Source organism: Amycolatopsis cihanbeyliensis (assembly GCF_006715045.1).
Taxonomy (GTDB): domain Bacteria; phylum Actinomycetota; class Actinomycetes; order Mycobacteriales; family Pseudonocardiaceae; genus Amycolatopsis; species Amycolatopsis cihanbeyliensis.
Genome location: NZ_VFML01000001.1, coordinates 738033 through 755116, shown reverse-complemented (window position 1 = coordinate 755116; position 17084 = coordinate 738033). Strand labels below are relative to the sequence as shown.

Here is a 17084-nt window from a genome sequence, read left to right as displayed (position 1 = left end):
AGTCCGGCAATCCCCGACGATGGCCGCGCCCGGGGTCACGGCCGGTCGGCCAGCTCGATCGCGGCGCGGATCGCGGCGCCGAACCGCTCGGGTCGGAAGCGATCCGGTTCGGTCAGCACGAGGCGTGCGGCCGTCTCGAACAGGGTGACCACGGTGTGCGCGAGGATGTCCGGGGCGAGCCCCGGCGGGGCGTCCACGGTCCGCAGCAGCCTGCGGGCGATGCCTTCCGCGCCGCGCAGCGCCAGGTTCCTCGCGTGCTCCCTGGCCCGGTGCAGCTCGGTGGGCATGTCCGGCATCGGCATGACCACGCAGTACCAGCGGTTGGGCGCCTCCCGCACGGCGCGCAGGAACTCCTCGAGCACCTCCGTGATCAGCGCACCGGGGTCTTCGGCCAGCCGTTGGTCCAGCCGGGCCGGCAGGAGGGCGCGCAGCTGCCGCAACGCCTGGCCCTGTTCCCGCCGCAACAGGGTGGCCAGCAACTCGGCCCGGCCGGTGAACACGCCGTAGACCACGGGCTTGGTCACCCCGGCCTGCTCGGCCACGGCGTCCATGGTCGCCGCCGGATGCCCGCGGGTGACCACCAGGTGCAGGGCGGCGTCGAGCAGCTCGGTGCGGCGCTGCTCCACGGGCACCCGCGGGGCGTACGCGCGGCGCTTGCGCCCGCTGCCGGTTGTCGCCGTCACATCTCCTCGCCTCCCACTGGACAAAACTACCCTACAGTAGAATATTGCTACTAGGCAGTAGTAATTTATGGGTGGAGGCGCAGGTGGAGGCACGGTCGCTGTTGCTGGATCCGAACCGGTACGACCCGCGGTACTTCGATCAGGAGACCAGGCGCCTGCTGCGCGCGACGATCGACTGGTTCGAGGCCCGCGGCAAGCGCAAGCTGGTCGGGGACTACCACGCCAAGGTGTTCTACGCGGACTTCCTCGAGTTCGCGGCGGCCGAGGGGTTGTTCGCCACCTTCCTGACCCCGGCGGGCGAGGCCGGTACGGCGCCGGACAAGCGCTGGGACACCGCCCGGATCGCCGCCCTGTCCGAGATACTGGGGTTCTACGGCTTGAACTACTGGTACCCCTGGCAGGTCACCGTGCTGGGCCTCGGTCCGGTGTGGCAGAGCGAGAACGCGGCCGCGCGGGAGCGGGCGGCCGCGGCCCTGGACGCCGGCGGTGTGGCGGCGTTCGGCCTGTCCGAGCGGGACCACGGGGCGGACATCTACGCCACGGACATGGTGCTCACCCCGGATGGCGCGGGCGGGTACACCGCGACCGGGGGCAAGTACTACATCGGCAACGGCAACTGCGCGGGGACGGTGTCGGTGTTCGGCCGGATCGCCGGTGTGCAGGGCGCGGACCAGTACGTGTTCTTCTACGCCGACTCCAGGCACCCGAACTACCATCTGGTGAAGAACGTGGTGCCCTCACAGATGTACGTGGCCGAGTTCCGGCTGGAGGACTACCCGGTGCGGGCCGAGGACATCCTGCACACCGGCGAGGAGGCGTTCTCCGCGGCGCTGAACACGGTGAACATCGGCAAGTTCAACCTGTGCTTCGCCGGGATCGGGATGGCGACCCACGGGCTGTACGAGGCGATCACGCACGCGCACAACCGGGTGCTGTACGGCAATCCGGTCACCGACTTCCCGCACGTGCGCAGGCAGTTCGTCGACGCCTACGCGCGGCTGGCGGGGATGCGACTGTTCGCCGACCGGGCGGTGGACTACTTCCGCAGCGCGGGCCCGGAGGACCGGCGCTACCTGCTGTACAACCCGATCACCAAGATGAAGGTGACCACCGAGGCGGAGACCGTGCTGGCCCTGCTTGGTGAGATCGTCGCGGCCAGGGGCTTCGAGGCGGACAACTACCTGCCGATCGCCAAGATGGATGCGGGTGGCCTGCCCAAGCTGGAGGGCACGGTGGCGGTCAACCTCGCGCTGATCAACAAGTTCATGCCTGCCTACCTGTTCCGGCCGGGGGAGTACCCGGCGGTGGGCACCCGGACCGACCCGGCCGATGACGAGTTCCTGTTCCGGCAGGGCGCCGCGCGTGGGTTGAGCAAGGTCCGGTTCCACGACTGGCGGGACACCTACGCGCGGTACGCGCACCTGCCGAACGTCGCCGTGTTCACCGAGCAGGCGAACGCGTTCGCCGAACTGCTCAGCAGCGAGCAGCAGGGCGACCTGGACACCTCCCTCACCATCGGCGAGCTGTTCACCCTGATCGTCTACGGCCAGCTGATCCTCGAGCAGGCCGAGCTGACCGGGGTCGGTGGCGACCTGCTCGGCGCGGTGTTCGACGTGCTGGTGCGCGACTTCTCGGCGCACGCGGTCGAGCTGCACGGCCGGCGCGACTCGACGCCGGCGCAGCAACGGTGGGCGGTGTCGGTGATCCGCAAGCCGGTCCGCGACGACGCCGCGTTCGACGGTGTGTGGCGGCAGGTGCTGGCCCTGGACGGAAGCTACGAGATGAAACCCTGATCGGTACGTCCCCGAGCAAAGGAGCAGGTGATGGCGTCTCGGACAGCCCCGGTGCGGGCGGCGCTGCCGCGACCGGAAGACAACGGATTCTTCGGGCCCGGCTCGCCGACCTGGAAGGTCTGGACCAGCCCGACGGCGTTGATCGGCTTCCAACGTTCCGTCGTGCTCGAGCACTTCGACCCGTTCCTGACCGCCGCGGTCGCCGACATGCGCGGCATCTACCGGGATCCGGCCGGGCGGCTCGACCGCACGCTGGCGTACTTCCTCGCCGTCGCCGTCGCCGACGGGCGCACCGCGATCGAGGCGTCCGAGTTCCTGATGAAGGTGCACGCGCAGGCCACCGGCATCGAGCCGATCAGCGGCAGGCGCTACAGCGCGAACAATCCCGCTGCGCAGCTGTGGATTCACGTCACCGGATGGCATTCGGTGCTCAAGTGCTACGAGCGATACGGGCCGGGCCCACTGCCCGCCGAGGAGGAAGCCCGGTACTGGGCGGAGTCCGCCGTCGCCGCCGAGCTGCAGACCTGCAAGGCCGCCGACGTGCCACGGTCCAGGGAGCAGGTGCGGGAGTATTTCGCCGCCGTGCGCCCCCGGCTGTGCAGTTCGGAACGCGCGCACGAGGCCATGCATTACCTGCTGCGCACGCCCCGCGCGCAGGGCAAGGCCAGGTTGTGGGCGGTCAGCAGGCTGATGGCACCGGCCACCATCGCCACCCTGCCGAAGTGGATGCGCCGCCTCGGCGGTTTCGACCAGCCGGTCGTGCTGGACGCGGCGATCCGACCGGCCGCGCTCGCGGCGGTGCGCGCCGCGCGCTCCCCGCGGGCGAAACTCGCCGTGCTGGCCGGCACGTTGCCGGCCACACATCGGGCGCTGCGGCAGCATCTGCTGGCCGGGTCGCCGGAGCGGGAGGAGACAACCACGCCGGCCCTGGCGAGGCAACGCCACCAGCAGCCGGCGCCCCGCGGCTCCGGTGCCGTGGCCTCCGGGTAGGCAGGTGGCCCCGTACCGGGTCACGGACTTCCTCTGTCCGGTTCGGATAGTTGAATATCTTGGGGTGAACCGACTCGTGGGCTGCCCCGTGTCTCAGGCAGGAGACGCACAACGCCCGAGGAGACAGCCAAGTGAGTCGACACCGACGTTACCGACCCAGGGTAGTGGTCCCGGTGATCAGCGCGGTCGCGCTGATCACCGGTGTCGCGGCGGCCATCGCCATCCCGGCCATCGCCGGGCCGGAACGGCAGCCGGACATCCCGGCGGCCGCGGGGTCGCCCGACCTCGCCTCGGCCATGCGCGAGGACCTCGGCCTCACCGCGGAACGAATGCGGGAGCGACTGACCGCGGAGTCGGCCGCCACGCGGACGATGCGGTCCCTGCGGGGCACGCTCGGCGACAGCTACGCCGGCGCCTGGTTCGACTCCTCGGCGGGGAGGTTGGTCGTCGCCGTCACCGACCCGGCGAGGTCGCCGGAGATCCGGACCGCCGGCGCGCGGGCCAGGGTGGTCGAGCACAGCATGGCCGAGCTGACCGGCGCCAAGCAACGGATCGACCGGATGGGCAGCGCGGTGCCGGACGCGGTCACCGGCTGGTACGTGCGGCCCGGCGGCAACAGCGTGGTGGTCGAGGTGGACTCCCGGCAGTGGGACACCGCGACCGAGCGGTTGCTCAGCGGACTTCGGGAAGACGGAACGCCGCTGCGGGTGCGGCAGGCCGCGCGCCCCGCGACCATTGGCCGACATCATCGGCGGTGACCCGTTCACCTTCGGCTCCCAGGGCGACCAGGGCCGTTGCTCGATCGGCTTCTCCGCGACCCGCCCCGGTGGCAGCGCGCACTTCGTGACCGCGGGGCACTGCACCACCTCCGGTGGCAGCGCGCGGGACATCGACGGCCGGCGAATCGGCTCGGTCGGCGCGAGCGTGTTCGACACGGCGGGCGACTTCGGGCTGGTGGACGTGACCGACCCCGGATCCCGGCTGACCCCGCTGGTCAACCGGCAGGATGGGACGGCGATCGAGGTGAGTGGTTCGGCCAGGGCGCCGGTCGGCGCCTCGATCTGCCGTTCCGGTTCCACCACGGGGTTCTTCTGTGGCGAGGTGGTCGCGTTCGACCAGACGGTGAACTACGGGAACGGGGACATCGTGCGTGGCCTGACCCAGACCACCGTCTGCGCCGAGCCGGGCGACTCCGGCGGTGCGTTCGTCAGCGGTACTCAGGCTCAGGGCATGACGTCCGGTGGATCGGGCGACTGCACCCGAGGCGGGGTGACCTTCTTCCAACCGGTGAACGAGGCGTTGCGAGCGTTGGACCTGACCCTGGTCACCGGAAGCTCCGCGCGGAACCAGCTCGGCCGCGTGCGGCCGGACCAGTGGGTGGTCCGAAACGGACGATAGGCAACCGGTGGTCCCGCGCTGGACGTGACCGGTTCCGCGCTCCCGGCCGGCCGATCGGCTCGCCATTTCCCTCTGCCGGGCGACGGCGAGAGAAGGCGGTCGCGACTCTCCACGTCGTCATCACCGAAACCGGGCTTCGAGACAAAGGGCCTTCGGCAGGAAGTGGGACTACAATTCTCACGTCGGCGTGCTCGTGAAGCATGTCGCCGGCTGTCGCGGACCGCGTCCAGGAGGTGATCCCATGACCGATCGCACGAAAGACGACACGGGACCGAAGCTGCTCTCGGGCGGCAACCCGCAGGTCCCGAAGGGTGAGGGGAACGGCCCGGTGCAGGATTACATCGCCGCCATGCCCGGCTGGAAACGAGATGTCGGGCAACGCCTCGATAAGCTGATCGTGCGCACGGTCCCCCACGTACACAAGGCCGTGAAATGGAACCAACCGTTCTACGGCCTCAAGGGCGAGGGCTGGTTCCTGTCCTTCCGTTGTTACACGAACTACGTGCAGCTGCAGTTCTTCCGAGGAACATCGCTCGATCCCATACCGCCGAAGGCGTCCAAGCACGACGAGGTGCGCTACCTCGACCTCTATGAGGACGACGAACCGGACGGGGACCGACTCCGATCCTGGATCGAGCAGGCCAGCAACCTTCCGGGCGAAAAGATCTGACGCGGCCGGCGAGGTGGCGCCGGCCCTCCTCCCGGCTGCTGGCCGAGCCACTGCCGGCGCGGCCCGCGCCGACGTGCTCCCGGGTCGCATTCGCTGATTCCCCGTTGAAATTCCGATGAAACGGTGGTCACGCCGGGCTGGGTTTCATCGCGATTTCATCGTCCCCAGCTAGCTTGACGGCGACGAGAACCGTGTTCGCTCGGACGAGTCACCGCACCGGGCACGAGACGGGGAGGTAGATGATCCAGTGGTGTTCTCGCGGGTGTCGCACCGGACCTTGGTCGCCGCCGTGGCGTTGTCGCTCGGATTGGTGTTCGCGCCCGGTGCGGGCGCGGAAGGCAAGGTCGTGGTGACCAACGGGATACAGATGGACCACGGCGCGGGGGCGACGTTGTGTACGTTGGGCCCGGTGGGGACGGACAACGCGGGCAGGTTGGTCGGGATCACGGCCGCGCACTGCTATGGCGGCGACGACGTCTACTTCCCCGGAGAGCGCGACCTCGGGCCGATCGGTCGGTACGCCTACGTGTCACCGGAGCAGGCCTATCACGACTACGCGGTGATCGAGTTCGACCCGGGGAAGGTGACGCTGAGCAGCGACGGCCCCGAGCTGCGGATCGATCGTGTCCTCGACGGCGGGCTACCACCGGTCGGGGCCAACGTCTGCAAGGACGGGCGGACCACCGGTAAGACCTGCGGGCTGGTAGGGGCGAACGAAGGCGGTCTGGTCACGTCGTTCGCGGTGAACATGCCCGGCGATTCCGGCGGCCCGCTCGTCCTCGCCAGGAACGGCGGCACGGCGACCGAGTGGGCGGGCATCGTGACCCGTGTTTCGCTGACCATCCCGCCGTTCGTCTACACCAGCGCCAGGAACATCCTCGATGATGTCGCCGCTCGTGGCTCCGATGCCCCTGGCGCCGGGTTCACCCCGGTCGACACCTGAGTGTCGGGCAGGGCGACGGCGACCGATGGCGCGACCGGTCCCGGTACGTCCGAAGTGCCGGGACCGGCTCGTACCGGCAGCGGCCGGGCACCTTGCCCCGCCTACACCGGTGAGGCGATCCGCTCCTCGGTGAGCCGTCACTCACTGGCCGGTCGACAACAGCTCGACGCGACGACGTGCGGGATGCCGCACGCGGTGTAGCGGATGCTCGGCGCGTCCGGAATCGCGAGCCGGACGGACCGGCGCCCCGCGGACGCGCGCCGAACCGGTCGGTCGTGCCGGTGCCATTCCCGAGATCGGACGTCGACGTGCGGACCGGTCACATATGGCCGGTCTCTGGCCTGGCCCTCCCACCAGCCCGAACGCCACCATCTGTCGCACGTCGGCCAGACAGTCGAGAACGGGGGAGTCCGCCGTGGCGCTGACCACATTCGACCACGACTCGCGCACCGAGGCGCTCACCGCTCGCGAGCGGGATGTGCTGCAGGCCGTCGGCCGTGGCTTGACCGTCGCCGAGGCCGCCACCGAGCTGGCCATGTCCGAGGTCTCGGTGGAAGGCCACCTCAGGGGGATCCTCCTCAGGCTCGGGCTGGCGGTCACGCCGAGTGCGCCTCCGGCACCCGGCCCGCCACTTCGGCTGAGAGTGCTCGGTCCGCTGCGGGCGTGGCGTGGCGAGGTGCCGCTGAACCTCGGGCCGGTGCGGCAGCAGGCGTTGCTGGCAGCGTTGGTACTGCGCCGTGACGTGACGGTCAGCAGGCGGGAGCTGCTCGATGGCGTGTGGGGGATGGAGCCTCCGGTCGCGAACGTGGTGCCGGTGTACGTGTACCGGCTTCGCACGTGCCTGGGGGCCGGCGACGGACGGCGCGATTCGGTGATCGGCAGTGACCGCGGCGGCTACCGGTTCGCCGGTGGTGGGGTGTGGTTGGACTCGACTCGGGTGGAGGAGATCGCCGCCGAGGCGGGCGCGGCCAAGCGCGCTGGCGACCTGGCCGCCGCGGTCGGCGGGTACGCCGGCGCACTGGAGTTGTTCCGGGGCGAGCCGCTGGCCGGCCTGCCAGGGCCGTTCGCGGAAGGGGAACGGCGACGGCTGACCGAACGCAGGACGGCATTACTGCAGGAGAAGCTGGACGGGCAACTGCGGCTGGGCAGGCACCCCGAGGTGATCGGCGAGCTGTCCGCGTTGACCTCGGCGCACCCGTACAGCGAGCCGCTGGCCGCGCTGCTGATGCGCGCCCTGCACAGCAGCGGAAGGCGGGCCGACGCCCTCGGCGCGTTCGCTCGGTTGCGCCACCGGTTGGCGGACGACCTCGGGGTGGAGCCGAGCGACGTGGCGCACCGCGCGCACCAGGCGGTGTTACGCGGGGACGTATGAGCCTTAACGCCGTCGGTCCGGCCTGCGCAGGAGAAGGAACGGGACGGCCACGGTGCCGAGGCAGCCCTGCCCGTCGCCGCGCCGGATCTCGAAGTCGCCGCCCGGCTCGATGCCGGGGTGCCGCCGTAGATAGTGGCGCTCGAGTTCTTCGGCGCCCGCCCATTCGTCGAGCCACGGCGTCTTGTAGCCGCACTCGCCACACCAGTACCGGAACGTCGCTGACATCGTGGTCCTCCCGTTGCCAGCGAAGTCTTGTCGGTTTCGCGGCTCGTCAGCCAGGTCGTCCACCTGCCATTCGTGGCCGGTGGACGGGCACCTCCCAGGACGAGCCCCGCGCGAACGGCAAACGCGCGGTTGCGGACGGCCAACGCACGCGCGTGGGCAGCAAACACACCGGTTCCGGCGAACAGTGGCGGCCCGGGCGGCTCGCCGACCGAGTGCGGAAAACCGGATGAGAGGTTGCATGAGGATGGGAAGGGCAATGCGAACGACGCTGCCCCGTGCGGGGGCACCTACCCGGTCGTGGTGGGTGGGACCGGCAGCACGCGAACGTGACCGGCCCGTGCCGGGTTCGTGGTCAGACCACCAGTGCGTGCACCGCGGCGGGTGCCTGTCCGGTCCGCTGGTAGGCGGGCCAGGCCAGCGCGAGCCTGCGTACGCTCTCGGTGAGTTCCGCGACCGGTGCGGTGAACGGGATGCGCAGGTACTCGGTGCTGCCGCCGGTGGCATCCAGCGCGGTACCGGGTAGCACGGTGACCCCGTGCCGCAGCGCCACCTGGGCGAACGCGGAGGCGTCGCCGCAGGGCAGCCGCACCCACAGGCACTGACCGCCGCCGGCAGGCTCGAACCGCCAGTCCGGCAGCGCGTCGCGCAGCCGGGCGCACAGCTGGTCGTGCCGCTGCCGCAGCCGCGTCACCCTGGCCGCGGCGACGGCGTCGAGCCGGGGGAGCAGCTCGGCCAGCGCGAGTTGCTCGAGCACGGCGCTGCCGAGGTCGTGGACCGTCTTGATCCGGGACAGCCGCGCGATGTCCTCGGTCGCCCCCCGGATCCAACCGGTCCGCACCCCGCCCCATACGGTCTTGCTGAACGAACCGACCGTGAGCACCGTACCGGTGTCGACCAGCTCGGCGAGCCCCGGCGGCTCGGTGTCCCTGAAGGACAGCCCGTCCAGCACGGTGTCCGCGATCAGCGGGATTCCGCGGGCCACGGTCACCTCCACCAGCCTGCGCCGCGCCAGCACGGGCAGCGTGCCGCCGGTGGGGTTGTGGTTGGTCGGGTTCAGGTAGGCCAGCCGGGGCCTCGTCGAGTCCAGTGTGGCTGTCCACTGTGTTGGATCGACACCGTCCACAGTGGTTGTAACAGATCTGATCACCGCCGCGGCATCCCGGAACACCTCCAGTGCCCCGGGATAGGTCGGGCCCTGCACCAGCACCGGGTCACCCGGACCGAGGAACAACCGGGCGATCAGCGCGAGCGCCTGCTGCCCGCCGGTGGTGACCAGGATCTGTTCCGGTCCGGTCGGCAGGCCGTGCTCGGTGTAGCGCCTGGCCAACCCCATGCGCAGCGCCGGATGCCCGAGCGGGTGGTACCCGATGTCGCCGCCGTCCGGCCCGGGCAGCGTCGCCAGCGCGCGCCGGTAGGCATCGATCAGCTCCGGCGGCGGGCCGGAGGGTGCGGCACAGGCCAGCGGCGTCGCCGTGTCCGCGGGCTCGAGGTAGTTGAGGAACAACGGGTTCGCCGTGCCCACCGCGCTGGGCTGCACCCCGGACAGCACGGCGGACGCCACCCAGGTGCCCCGGCCCTGCTGCCGTTCCAGCTTGCGCTCGGCCCGGAGATGGTCGTACGCGGCGACCACGGTGCTCCGCCCGACAGCGAGCTGCTCGGCCAGTACCCGGTCGGGTGGCAGCGCGGCGCGCGGCGGCAGCTGCCCGGAGTCGATCAGCTCGCGCAGCCGCTCGGCCAGCAGCAGGTACAGCGGCCCGCGGCTGGTGGACCAGCGGCCGAGCTGCGCGACGAGTCGCTCCACCGGCCAGGGTATTGGCTTGGTCATCAAACCAATCTAGCCGGAATTGGTGCTGGTCGGGAAGGTCTGCCCGGCGCAGGCTGGCCTGCATGACCGCTACCGAAACCACTGTCGAGCAGCACCCGGCCACCAGGGCCGTACACGTATCCGCACCCCGACCGGAGCACTCCCAGCCCCTCAGCGTGCCGATCTACCAGGCCGCCAACTTCGCCTTCGAGGACCCGGACGCCCTCGCCGATTCGATGGAGCGGCCGGACGGCCCGTTCGTCTACAGCCGCTACGGCAACCCGACCATCCGGGCCCTGGAGCGAGCGGTGGCCGATCTCGAGGGCGGGGTGGCCGCCATCGCCACGGCCTCCGGTATGGGCGCGATCAACTCGGTGCTGCTGGCCACGCTCAACGCGGGTGATCACGTGATCGCCCAGGACTGCCTCTACGGCGGCACCTACGCCAGCCTGCGCGACCTCGCCGCCCGCTTCGGGGTAGAGGTGACCTTCGTGCCCGGTGACGACCCCGCCGAGGTGGCCGCGGCGGTGCGCCCGAACTCGCGCATGCTCTACCTGGAGACCATCGCGAACCCGGTGACGAAGGTGGTCGACCTGCCGGCGTTCCTCGCCGCAGGCGAGCGGGCCGGCCTGATGACGATTGTGGACAACACCTTCGCCACACCGCTGCTGTGCCAACCCATCCGGCTCGGCGCCGACGCCGTCGTGCACTCGGCCACGAAGTACCTCGGTGGGCACTCCGACGTGATCGGCGGGATTGTCGTCCTCGCCGAGGAGCAGCGGTACCGGCACACCTGGCACCACGCCATGGAGCTCGGTGCCTGCGCCGACCCGTTCGCGGCCTGGCTGACCATCCGCGGGCTGCACACCCTGCCACTGCGAATCCGGGAGCAGTGCGCGAACGCCCGCGTGCTGGCCGACCGGCTGGCCGGGCATCCCGCGGTGGAGTCGGTTCGCTGGCCGGGCCGGATCGACCACCCCGACCACCAGGTCGCCGCCCGGCATCTCGCGGACTACGGCGCGATCGTGGCCTTCGAGCTGGCCGGTGGACGGGAAGCCGGGCACGCGCTGGGCAAGCGGGTGCGGCTGGCGAAGCTGGCCGGTTCACTGGGCGGGGTGGAGACCACGTTGCTGCACCCGGCGAGCACCTCACACCGCCAGCTGGATCCGGAGGCGTTGCGGGCGGCCGGCATCGGCGAGGGCACGGTGCGCCTCTCGGTGGGCGTCGAGCACGTCGAGGACCTGTGGGCCGACCTGGCGCGGGCGCTGCCGCGTTGAGCAGCACCGCGGCAGGGTCTCCAGAGCCGGATCACATGGCGGCCAGCATGTAGGCCATGGTGGCCGCCATCACGGCGAGGCTGGGTGGCACGGTCGGTGCGGAGTGCGCGGTCAGCGCCACGGCCGGTGCCGCGGCCTCCGGTGCGTCCGGGGCACCCGCGAGCACGGGGCGCAGTACCGGAACCCGGCCCCACAGGCCGGTCACCCAGGCCACAGCCTGGCAGCCGAGGTAGCCGACGAAGAGGTAGGTCACCGGCGCGAACCTGCCGCTCATCGGCAGCAGCATGTAGGTCATCGCGACCATGTCCACGCCCGCGGCGATCCACAGCGGGTTCAACACGCCCTCGTTGCGCCGGATGAGCAGGGCGCCGATCACCACTGCCACGGTGAACAGCGCGAACAGCACGAGCCCCGCTTCGTACAGCCCCTCGTTCCTCATCCTGGGCAGCAGGTACATCGCCGCCATCCCGAGCGCCATCACGGTGTGACCCGCGTGCCACCACCGGCGCTGCCCGCGCATGGCCAGCACGTGTCCGACGTGCAGCACGGCCACCCCGCACAGGACGGCGGCGAGCACGATCCGCAGCCATTCCGGCAGCAGTGGTGAGGTCATCACGGTTCGGTGGTTCCTTTCTGCTCCCGTGTCGGGTGCGTGCGCGCCGCGGGCGGGTGCAGCGCGTCCAGGATCGACTGGTGCGTGACCCAGCCGACCAGCCTGCGCTCCGCGGAAAGGACGGGCAGGCCGGTGCCCGGCGCGTCGGAGAGCGCGGCCAGTGCCTCCGGGATGCCGGACTCGCGGGTGAGCAGCGGCGGTAGCTCGGCGAGGCCGTCCACCGTGCCCTTCGCGGCGGAGTCGTCCGCCAGCGCCTCGGTGACCGCTCGTGCCGTCACGCAGCCGTGGTAGTCGCCATCATCGCCGACCACCGGGAGGATACCCCGCTGGGAGACGGCGAGCGCATGCGCTGCCTCGGCAAGGTGGGTGCGACCCGGCAGCGGTTCGGGCAGCGCCTCCATCGCGGCGGCGACCGTGGTGCCCGCGAGCCCGCGCGACTCCGGACGCCGGTCGAGGTCGATCCCGCGGCGGCGCAGCTTGAGCGTGTAGATGGTGTCCCTGGACAGCGCCCGCCCGGTGAGCGTGGCGATCACGATGGCGGTCATCAGCGGCAGGATGATCGAGTACTCGCCGGTGAGCTCGAACAGCACGATCACCGCGGTGATCGGTGCACCGGCCGCGCCGGCGAAGGCCGCGCCCATGCCGATCAGCCCGTAGACGCCCGGTCCCGCGGTCATGCCCGGCAGGAAGGCGTTCACCGCGATCCCGAAGGCCGTTCCGCCCATCGCGCCGACGAACAACGAGGGCGCGAACACCCCGCCGGAACCGCCGATGCCGATCGTCAGCGCGGTCGCCAGGATCTTGCCGAACAGCAGCAGAAGCAGGAAGCCGAACAGGTAGTCGCCGGTCACGGCGTGTTGCAGCACCGGGTAGCCGACCCCGTACATCTCCGGCAGCAGGAGCAGCAGCCCGCCGAGCAGCAGCCCGCCCACCGCGGGCCGTAGCCACTCCGGGCCGCGCCAGGCCCAGTCGCAGGCGTCCTCGATCCAGTACAGCACCCGGGTGAACAGCGTCCCGCAGGCGCCGATGACGATGCCGAGCCCGATGAACAGCAGGTACTCGACCGGGCTGCGCAGGCTGAACGCGGGCAGGTCGAGGAACGCGACGTCCCCGAACGCGGCCCGCCCCACGACACTGGCCGTCACGCTGGCCAGCACGACCGCGCCGAAGGACTCCATCGCGAAGTCCCGCAACAGCAGCTCCATCGCGAAGAACGGGCCGGCAAGCGGTGCGTTGAAGGTGGCGGCGATCCCGCCCGCGGCGCCGCAGGCGACCAGCACCCGCAGGCGGGACTCCGGCAGCCTGGCGAGCCCGCCGAGGCTGGAGCCCAGCGCCGAGCCGATCTGCACGATCGGGCCCTCGCGGCCGACCGAGCCGCCCGATCCGATGCACAAGGCCGATGCGAGCGCCTTCACGCCGCTGACCTGCAGCGGGATTCGGCCACCGCGCTCGGCGACCGCGTACATGACCTCCGGCACCCCGTGGCCGCGTGCCTCGGGCGCGAACCGGTATACCAGTGGGCCGTAGATCAGGCCGGCCACCACCGGCGCCAGCAGCAGGAACCAGGGCCCGAGCGCGGGCAGCCATGGATGCGCCTCGCCACCGGCGATCGAGTAGTCGGCGTGCCCGGAGAACAACCGGGTACCGCTGTCGATCAGCCAGCGGAAGGCGATCGCGCCGAGTCCCGCGCCCGCGCCGATCACCAGCGCGAGGGTGACCAGGCCCGCCGAGCTCTCCCGCAGCCAGCGACCGAGCGGCTGACGCGCCGGCACCGGGACACCTCTTCCTGCGACAGCCATCTCTTGCAGTATGCAATACTTGCGTAGTGCACAGATAGGCGAGGTGACGTAAGGTACAACGGAGCTATGCCAGAGAGCGAGCGCGCCGGGGCGGTGGCGCCCGATGACGTCGACGCGATGGCCGACGCCGTGTTGACGGCTTCCCGCTTGCTGGTGGCCGTGTCCGCGCGCTCGATTGCCGCGGTGGCCGAGGTGATCACCCTTCCGCAGTTTCGGCTGCTGGTAGTGCTGGAGAGCCGCGGGCCGCTCAAGCTGACCGCGCTCGCCGACCGGCTCGCGGTGAATCCCTCCACCGCCACGCGCATGGTCGATCGACTGGTGTCGGCCGGCTTCGTCAGCCGGGAGACCAACCCGGCCTCCCGGCGCGAGCTGATGGTGACGCTGACGGGGGCCGGTGCCGATGTGGTGGCGGACGTGACCGCGCGCAGGCGGGCCGAGATCACCCGTATTGTCGGCCGGATGCCCCCGGGTACCCGGCAGGATTTGGTCAGAGTGCTGACCGTGTTCGCGGAAGCCGGTGACGAGCCGCCGGTTCCCGGATCCGCGGGCGGTCCGTTGTTCTAGGCGAATACCTGATGCGCGGTGAGCGGCACAATATGGCGACGCTCACGAACGTCGGTGCCGCGCCGGTGTCACACCTCACAAACGAGTTCAAGGCGTGAAACCCCTCCGCCGGCTGTGCTAAACCGCTCTGGAATCACGAGGAGTGCGGGATGGTGCACGGGTAGTTCGGCCAGCGGAGGTGAAGGGCTTGACAACGCACGGATCGTCGTTCCCGTCGGACATCGCCGAGAGTGGGCGGGTCGGCGGGGTGGTGGACACGGATCGCTACCCGCTCGCGGAACCGGCGGGTACGGCGTTGGCGGAAATCGTCTCCGTGGTCCATCGCGAGCTGCGGGACGTGGGATGCAGCGTGCTCCCCGATTTCATCCGTCCCGAGTTGCAGGACGAACTCCGGCGGGAATGCGCCGAGATCGCGCCGCTCGCGCACGACGACATGGAGGTGGTCAACGCCTACAACATCGCGACGGACACACCGTTGCCGGCGGACCATCCCGGTCGCACCACAATGGAACGTGGAAATGCGTTCGTCGCGCATGACCACATACCGTCACATTCTATTATCCACCAGCTGTACCGCAGCGTGGAGTTCCAATGCTTTATCGCCGCCTGCTTCGAGCTCCCGCAGATTCACGAGCTCGCCGACCCGCTGTCGAAGCTGTGCCTCAACGTGATCTCACCGGGACTGTCCCATCCCTGGCACTTCGACACCAACGAGTTCACGGTGAGCCTGCTGACCCAAGAGTCCGAGCAAGGTGGAGTGTTCGAGTACTGCCCGAATATCCGGTCCGCGCGGGCGGAGAACTTTCCCGACGTCCGTGCGGTGCTGGACGGCCGCGGTGAGCGCGCCATCCGGCGGCTGACCCTGCGCCCCGGCGACCTCCAGCTGTTCAAGGGGCGGTACTCGCTGCATCGCGTCACGCCGGTGCGCGGCGAGACGGCTCGGCACTCGGCGATCCTCGCCTACAGCGAGCGGCCGGGCGTGGTGGGCAGCGTGGCACGGACCCGGCAGCTGTTCGGCCGGGTCCTGCCAGAACATCTCGCCGCCGAACGCCGCGCGGTCCGCGGCGACCAACTGCTTGACTAGAAATCGTTTCGGAAACAAACCCCGTCGATCGCAGAGGATGACAGTGAACAGCAGCCCGGAATGGTCCACCCGTACCTTCGGCAACGAGGACCGCCTGCCGCGCGTGCCGCTACCCACCCTCGAGGACAGCTGCACGAGGTTCCTCGAATGGTGTGAACCCCTGCTGACCGAGGACGAGCGGGCTCGAACCGGGGCGGCGGTGGCGGAGTTCCTCCGGCCCGACAGCGCGGCCCGCGCACTGCATGCCGAGCTCGAGCGGTACGACGCGTCCGAGGGTGTGCGCAGCTGGCTGGACCGGTTCTGGCCCGCCCGGTATCTCGGCAGGCGGGACCGCATCGCGCTGAACGCGAACTTCTTCTTCCTGTTCCAGGAGTCGGATCAGGGGCAGGTCGAGCGGGCGGCCGGGCTGGTCGCCGCGGCGGTGGGCTACAAGAAGCTGCTCGACCAGGAGTCGATCCCCCCGGTGGTGCAGCGTGGTGCCGCGCATTCCATGGAGCAGCACAAGTTCCTGTTCTCCACCACCCGGATCCCCGGAGCGGTCCAGGACACCGTGCGTGCACCGTACAGCGCGGAGCGGCCGGGTCCGGCTTCGGCACGCCATATCGCCGTGTTCTTCCGCGGCAACATCTTCCGGCTGGACGTGCTGGGTCCGGACGGGCACCCGTACACCCTGGACGACCTCGCGGCGGGGCTCCGCTCGGTGCTCAAGGCCGGCGCGGCGCGCGCGGACACCGAGGACGCGGTCGGGCACCTGACCACCAAGGCCCGCGCCGAGTGGGCGGCGAGCAGGCAGGCGTTGCTGGCGGCGGAACGGGGAAACGCCGACGCACTCGAGGCCGTGGAGGGCGCGTTGTTCTGCGTGTGCCTCGAGGATTTCGCCCCGGAGAGCACCCAGCAGGCCTGCGACCAGCTGCTGCACGGGGACAGCGGCAACCGGTGGTTCGACAAGGCGGTCTCGCTGATCGTCTTCGCGGACGGCACGGCGGGGATCAACGTGGAGCACTGTGGCCTGGACGGCACCACGATCCTCAGCTTCGTGGACACCCTGCTGAGCACGCCCGCGCGGGAACATTCGGCACGGTCCGGCGCCCGGACGCAGGGTATGCCCGCGGTGGATCCGGTGGAGTTCGTGCTGGACGACGAGCTGCGGGCGGACGTACGGGCCGCCGGCGCCGCGTTCGCCGCCTACGCGGCCGACACGGCCACCACCACGGTGTCGTTCGACTTCGGCGCGGACCAGATCAAGGGGCTGCGCTGCTCGCCGGACGCCTTCGCGCAGCTGGCCTACCAGCTCGCGCACCGGCGTTCCAAGGGAGTTACCGGCGCCACCTACGAGTCGATCGCCACCCGGCAGTACCAGAACGGGCGCACCGAGGCCATGCGCGTGGTGACCCCCGAGATACTGCGATTCGTGGCCGCGATGGAGGATCCCGGCACCGATCCGGCCACCCGCAGGGCCGCGTTCCGCGCGGCCGCCGACAAGCACGTCTCCCGCGCCAAGGAGTGCCAGCAGGGGCAGGCGCCCGAGCAGCACCTGTGGGAGCTGCAACTGATCCAGCAGCGGGAGGGCGAGCCGCTGGGCGCGACCGAGCCGCTCGCGCTGTACGACAGCCCCGGCTGGACCATCATGCGCAACGACTACCTGAGCACCAGCTCGGCCCCGTCGACCCATATCCAGTACTTCGGCTTCGGGTCCACCAGCGGCACCTGCATCGGGGTCGCGTACGTGCTGCTGCCGCAGCGGTGGAACCTGTACCTGAGCACGCCGCGACCGGTCGCGGAGCAGATGTTCGCCTTCGCCCGCCAGCTCACGGTCGCGGTCGAGGAACTCCGCGAGCTGCTGGCCACGGGGGAGCCGCAGCCGTAGGG

General features: G+C 70.6%; 16 protein-coding genes. 11 read left to right on the top strand and 5 right to left on the bottom strand.

The window, feature by feature from the left end:
• Positions 1-35 precede the first annotated feature (35 nt).
• On the bottom strand, positions 36-683 hold the full coding sequence (locus FB471_RS03100; protein ID WP_141995835.1) for a TetR/AcrR family transcriptional regulator: 648 nt from the start codon (positions 681-683) through the stop codon (positions 36-38).
• A gap of 98 nt (positions 684-781) precedes the next feature.
• Between FB471_RS03100 and FB471_RS03095 the strand changes: the two genes are divergently transcribed.
• The 7 genes from FB471_RS03095 (at position 782) to FB471_RS03070 (ending at position 7849) form a co-directional block, all read left to right on the top strand.
• Positions 782-2476: an acyl-CoA dehydrogenase family protein gene (locus FB471_RS03095; protein ID WP_142001535.1), complete on the top strand. Its 1695-nt coding sequence runs from the start codon at positions 782-784 to the stop codon at positions 2474-2476.
• Positions 2477-2506: 30 nt separating this feature from the next.
• Positions 2507-3466 (top strand): oxygenase MpaB family protein, encoded by a 960-nt coding sequence (locus tag FB471_RS03090; RefSeq protein ID WP_141995834.1) that lies wholly within the window; start codon positions 2507-2509, stop codon positions 3464-3466.
• Between the two features lie 173 nt (positions 3467-3639).
• Positions 3640-4224 carry a S1 family peptidase gene (locus FB471_RS34820; RefSeq protein ID WP_246076219.1) on the top strand — a complete coding sequence of 195 codons (585 nt, stop codon included), beginning with the start codon at positions 3640-3642 and terminating at the stop codon, positions 4222-4224.
• Positions 4202-4864 carry a S1 family peptidase gene (locus FB471_RS34815; protein ID WP_246076218.1) on the top strand — a complete coding sequence of 221 codons (663 nt, stop codon included), beginning with the start codon at positions 4202-4204 and terminating at the stop codon, positions 4862-4864. Before FB471_RS34820 ends, FB471_RS34815 begins: the two co-directional genes overlap by 23 nt.
• A gap of 241 nt (positions 4865-5105) precedes the next feature.
• Positions 5106-5534, top strand: coding sequence for a DUF1801 domain-containing protein (locus FB471_RS03080; protein WP_141995833.1), 429 nt, complete (start codon positions 5106-5108; stop codon positions 5532-5534).
• A 250-nt stretch (positions 5535-5784) separates the two neighbouring features.
• Entirely contained in the window at positions 5785-6477 is a 693-nt protein-coding gene (locus FB471_RS03075; protein WP_141995832.1) for a chymotrypsin family serine protease, read from the top strand.
• A 415-nt stretch (positions 6478-6892) separates the two neighbouring features.
• The gene (locus FB471_RS03070) at positions 6893-7849 is read left to right on the top strand and encodes an AfsR/SARP family transcriptional regulator (protein WP_246076217.1); all 957 of its coding nucleotides are present in this window, start codon (positions 6893-6895) and stop codon (positions 7847-7849) included.
• A gap of 3 nt (positions 7850-7852) precedes the next feature.
• Here FB471_RS03070 and FB471_RS03065 read toward each other — a convergent pair whose 3' ends face one another.
• Both FB471_RS03065 and FB471_RS03060 read right to left on the bottom strand, forming a co-directional pair.
• Complete coding sequence (locus tag FB471_RS03065; RefSeq protein ID WP_141995830.1) at positions 7853-8074, bottom strand: hypothetical protein; 222 nt, start codon at positions 8072-8074, stop codon at positions 7853-7855.
• A 352-nt stretch (positions 8075-8426) separates the two neighbouring features.
• Positions 8427-9899 carry an aminotransferase-like domain-containing protein gene (locus FB471_RS03060; protein WP_141995829.1) on the bottom strand — a complete coding sequence of 491 codons (1473 nt, stop codon included), beginning with the start codon at positions 9897-9899 and terminating at the stop codon, positions 8427-8429.
• 62 nt (positions 9900-9961) lie between these two features.
• On the opposite strand from FB471_RS03060, the gene FB471_RS03055 reads away from it, so the two are divergent.
• A complete protein-coding gene (locus FB471_RS03055; RefSeq protein WP_141995828.1) occupies positions 9962-11155 on the top strand; it encodes a trans-sulfuration enzyme family protein in 1194 nt (397 codons plus the stop codon).
• 31 nt (positions 11156-11186) lie between these two features.
• Here FB471_RS03055 and FB471_RS03050 read toward each other — a convergent pair whose 3' ends face one another.
• Positions 11187-11768, bottom strand: a complete 582-nt coding sequence (locus tag FB471_RS03050) for a DUF5134 domain-containing protein (protein WP_141995827.1) — start codon at positions 11766-11768, stop codon at positions 11187-11189.
• Entirely contained in the window at positions 11768-13540 is a 1773-nt protein-coding gene (locus tag FB471_RS03045; protein WP_425457024.1) for a chloride channel protein, read from the bottom strand. Before FB471_RS03045 ends, FB471_RS03050 begins: the two co-directional genes overlap by 1 nt.
• A 93-nt stretch (positions 13541-13633) precedes the next feature.
• On the opposite strand from FB471_RS03045, the gene FB471_RS03040 reads away from it, so the two are divergent.
• The 3 genes from FB471_RS03040 (at position 13634) to FB471_RS03030 (ending at position 17082) form a co-directional block, all read left to right on the top strand.
• A complete protein-coding gene (locus FB471_RS03040) occupies positions 13634-14131 on the top strand; it encodes a MarR family winged helix-turn-helix transcriptional regulator (protein WP_141995825.1) in 498 nt (165 codons plus the stop codon).
• Positions 14132-14378: 247 nt separating this feature from the next.
• Positions 14379-15215, top strand: a complete 837-nt coding sequence (locus FB471_RS03035; protein WP_211358187.1) for a HalD/BesD family halogenase — start codon at positions 14379-14381, stop codon at positions 15213-15215.
• A 37-nt stretch (positions 15216-15252) separates the two neighbouring features.
• Positions 15253-17082: a choline/carnitine O-acyltransferase gene (locus FB471_RS03030; RefSeq protein ID WP_141995824.1), complete on the top strand. Its 1830-nt coding sequence runs from the start codon at positions 15253-15255 to the stop codon at positions 17080-17082.
• Positions 17083-17084: the final 2 nt, after the last annotated feature.

Bases quoted from the DNA above. Each gene is read 5' to 3' on its own strand.
- FB471_RS03040 (WP_141995825.1), top strand. From the start codon at position 13,634: ATGCCAGAGAGCGAGCGCGCCGGGGCGGTGGCGCCCGATGACGTCGAC.
- FB471_RS03080 (WP_141995833.1), top strand. From the start codon at position 5,106: ATGACCGATCGCACGAAAGACGACACGGGACCGAAGCTGCTCTCGGGC.
- FB471_RS03060 (WP_141995829.1), bottom strand. From the start codon at position 9,899: ATGACCAAGCCAATACCCTGGCCGGTGGAGCGACTCGTCGCGCAGCTC.
- FB471_RS03055 (WP_141995828.1), top strand. From the start codon at position 9,962: ATGACCGCTACCGAAACCACTGTCGAGCAGCACCCGGCCACCAGGGCC.
- FB471_RS03090 (WP_141995834.1), top strand. From the start codon at position 2,507: ATGGCGTCTCGGACAGCCCCGGTGCGGGCGGCGCTGCCGCGACCGGAA.
- FB471_RS03065 (WP_141995830.1), bottom strand. From the start codon at position 8,074: ATGTCAGCGACGTTCCGGTACTGGTGTGGCGAGTGCGGCTACAAGACG.
- FB471_RS03050 (WP_141995827.1), bottom strand. From the start codon at position 11,768: ATGACCTCACCACTGCTGCCGGAATGGCTGCGGATCGTGCTCGCCGCC.
- FB471_RS03030 (WP_141995824.1), top strand. From the start codon at position 15,253: ATGACAGTGAACAGCAGCCCGGAATGGTCCACCCGTACCTTCGGCAAC.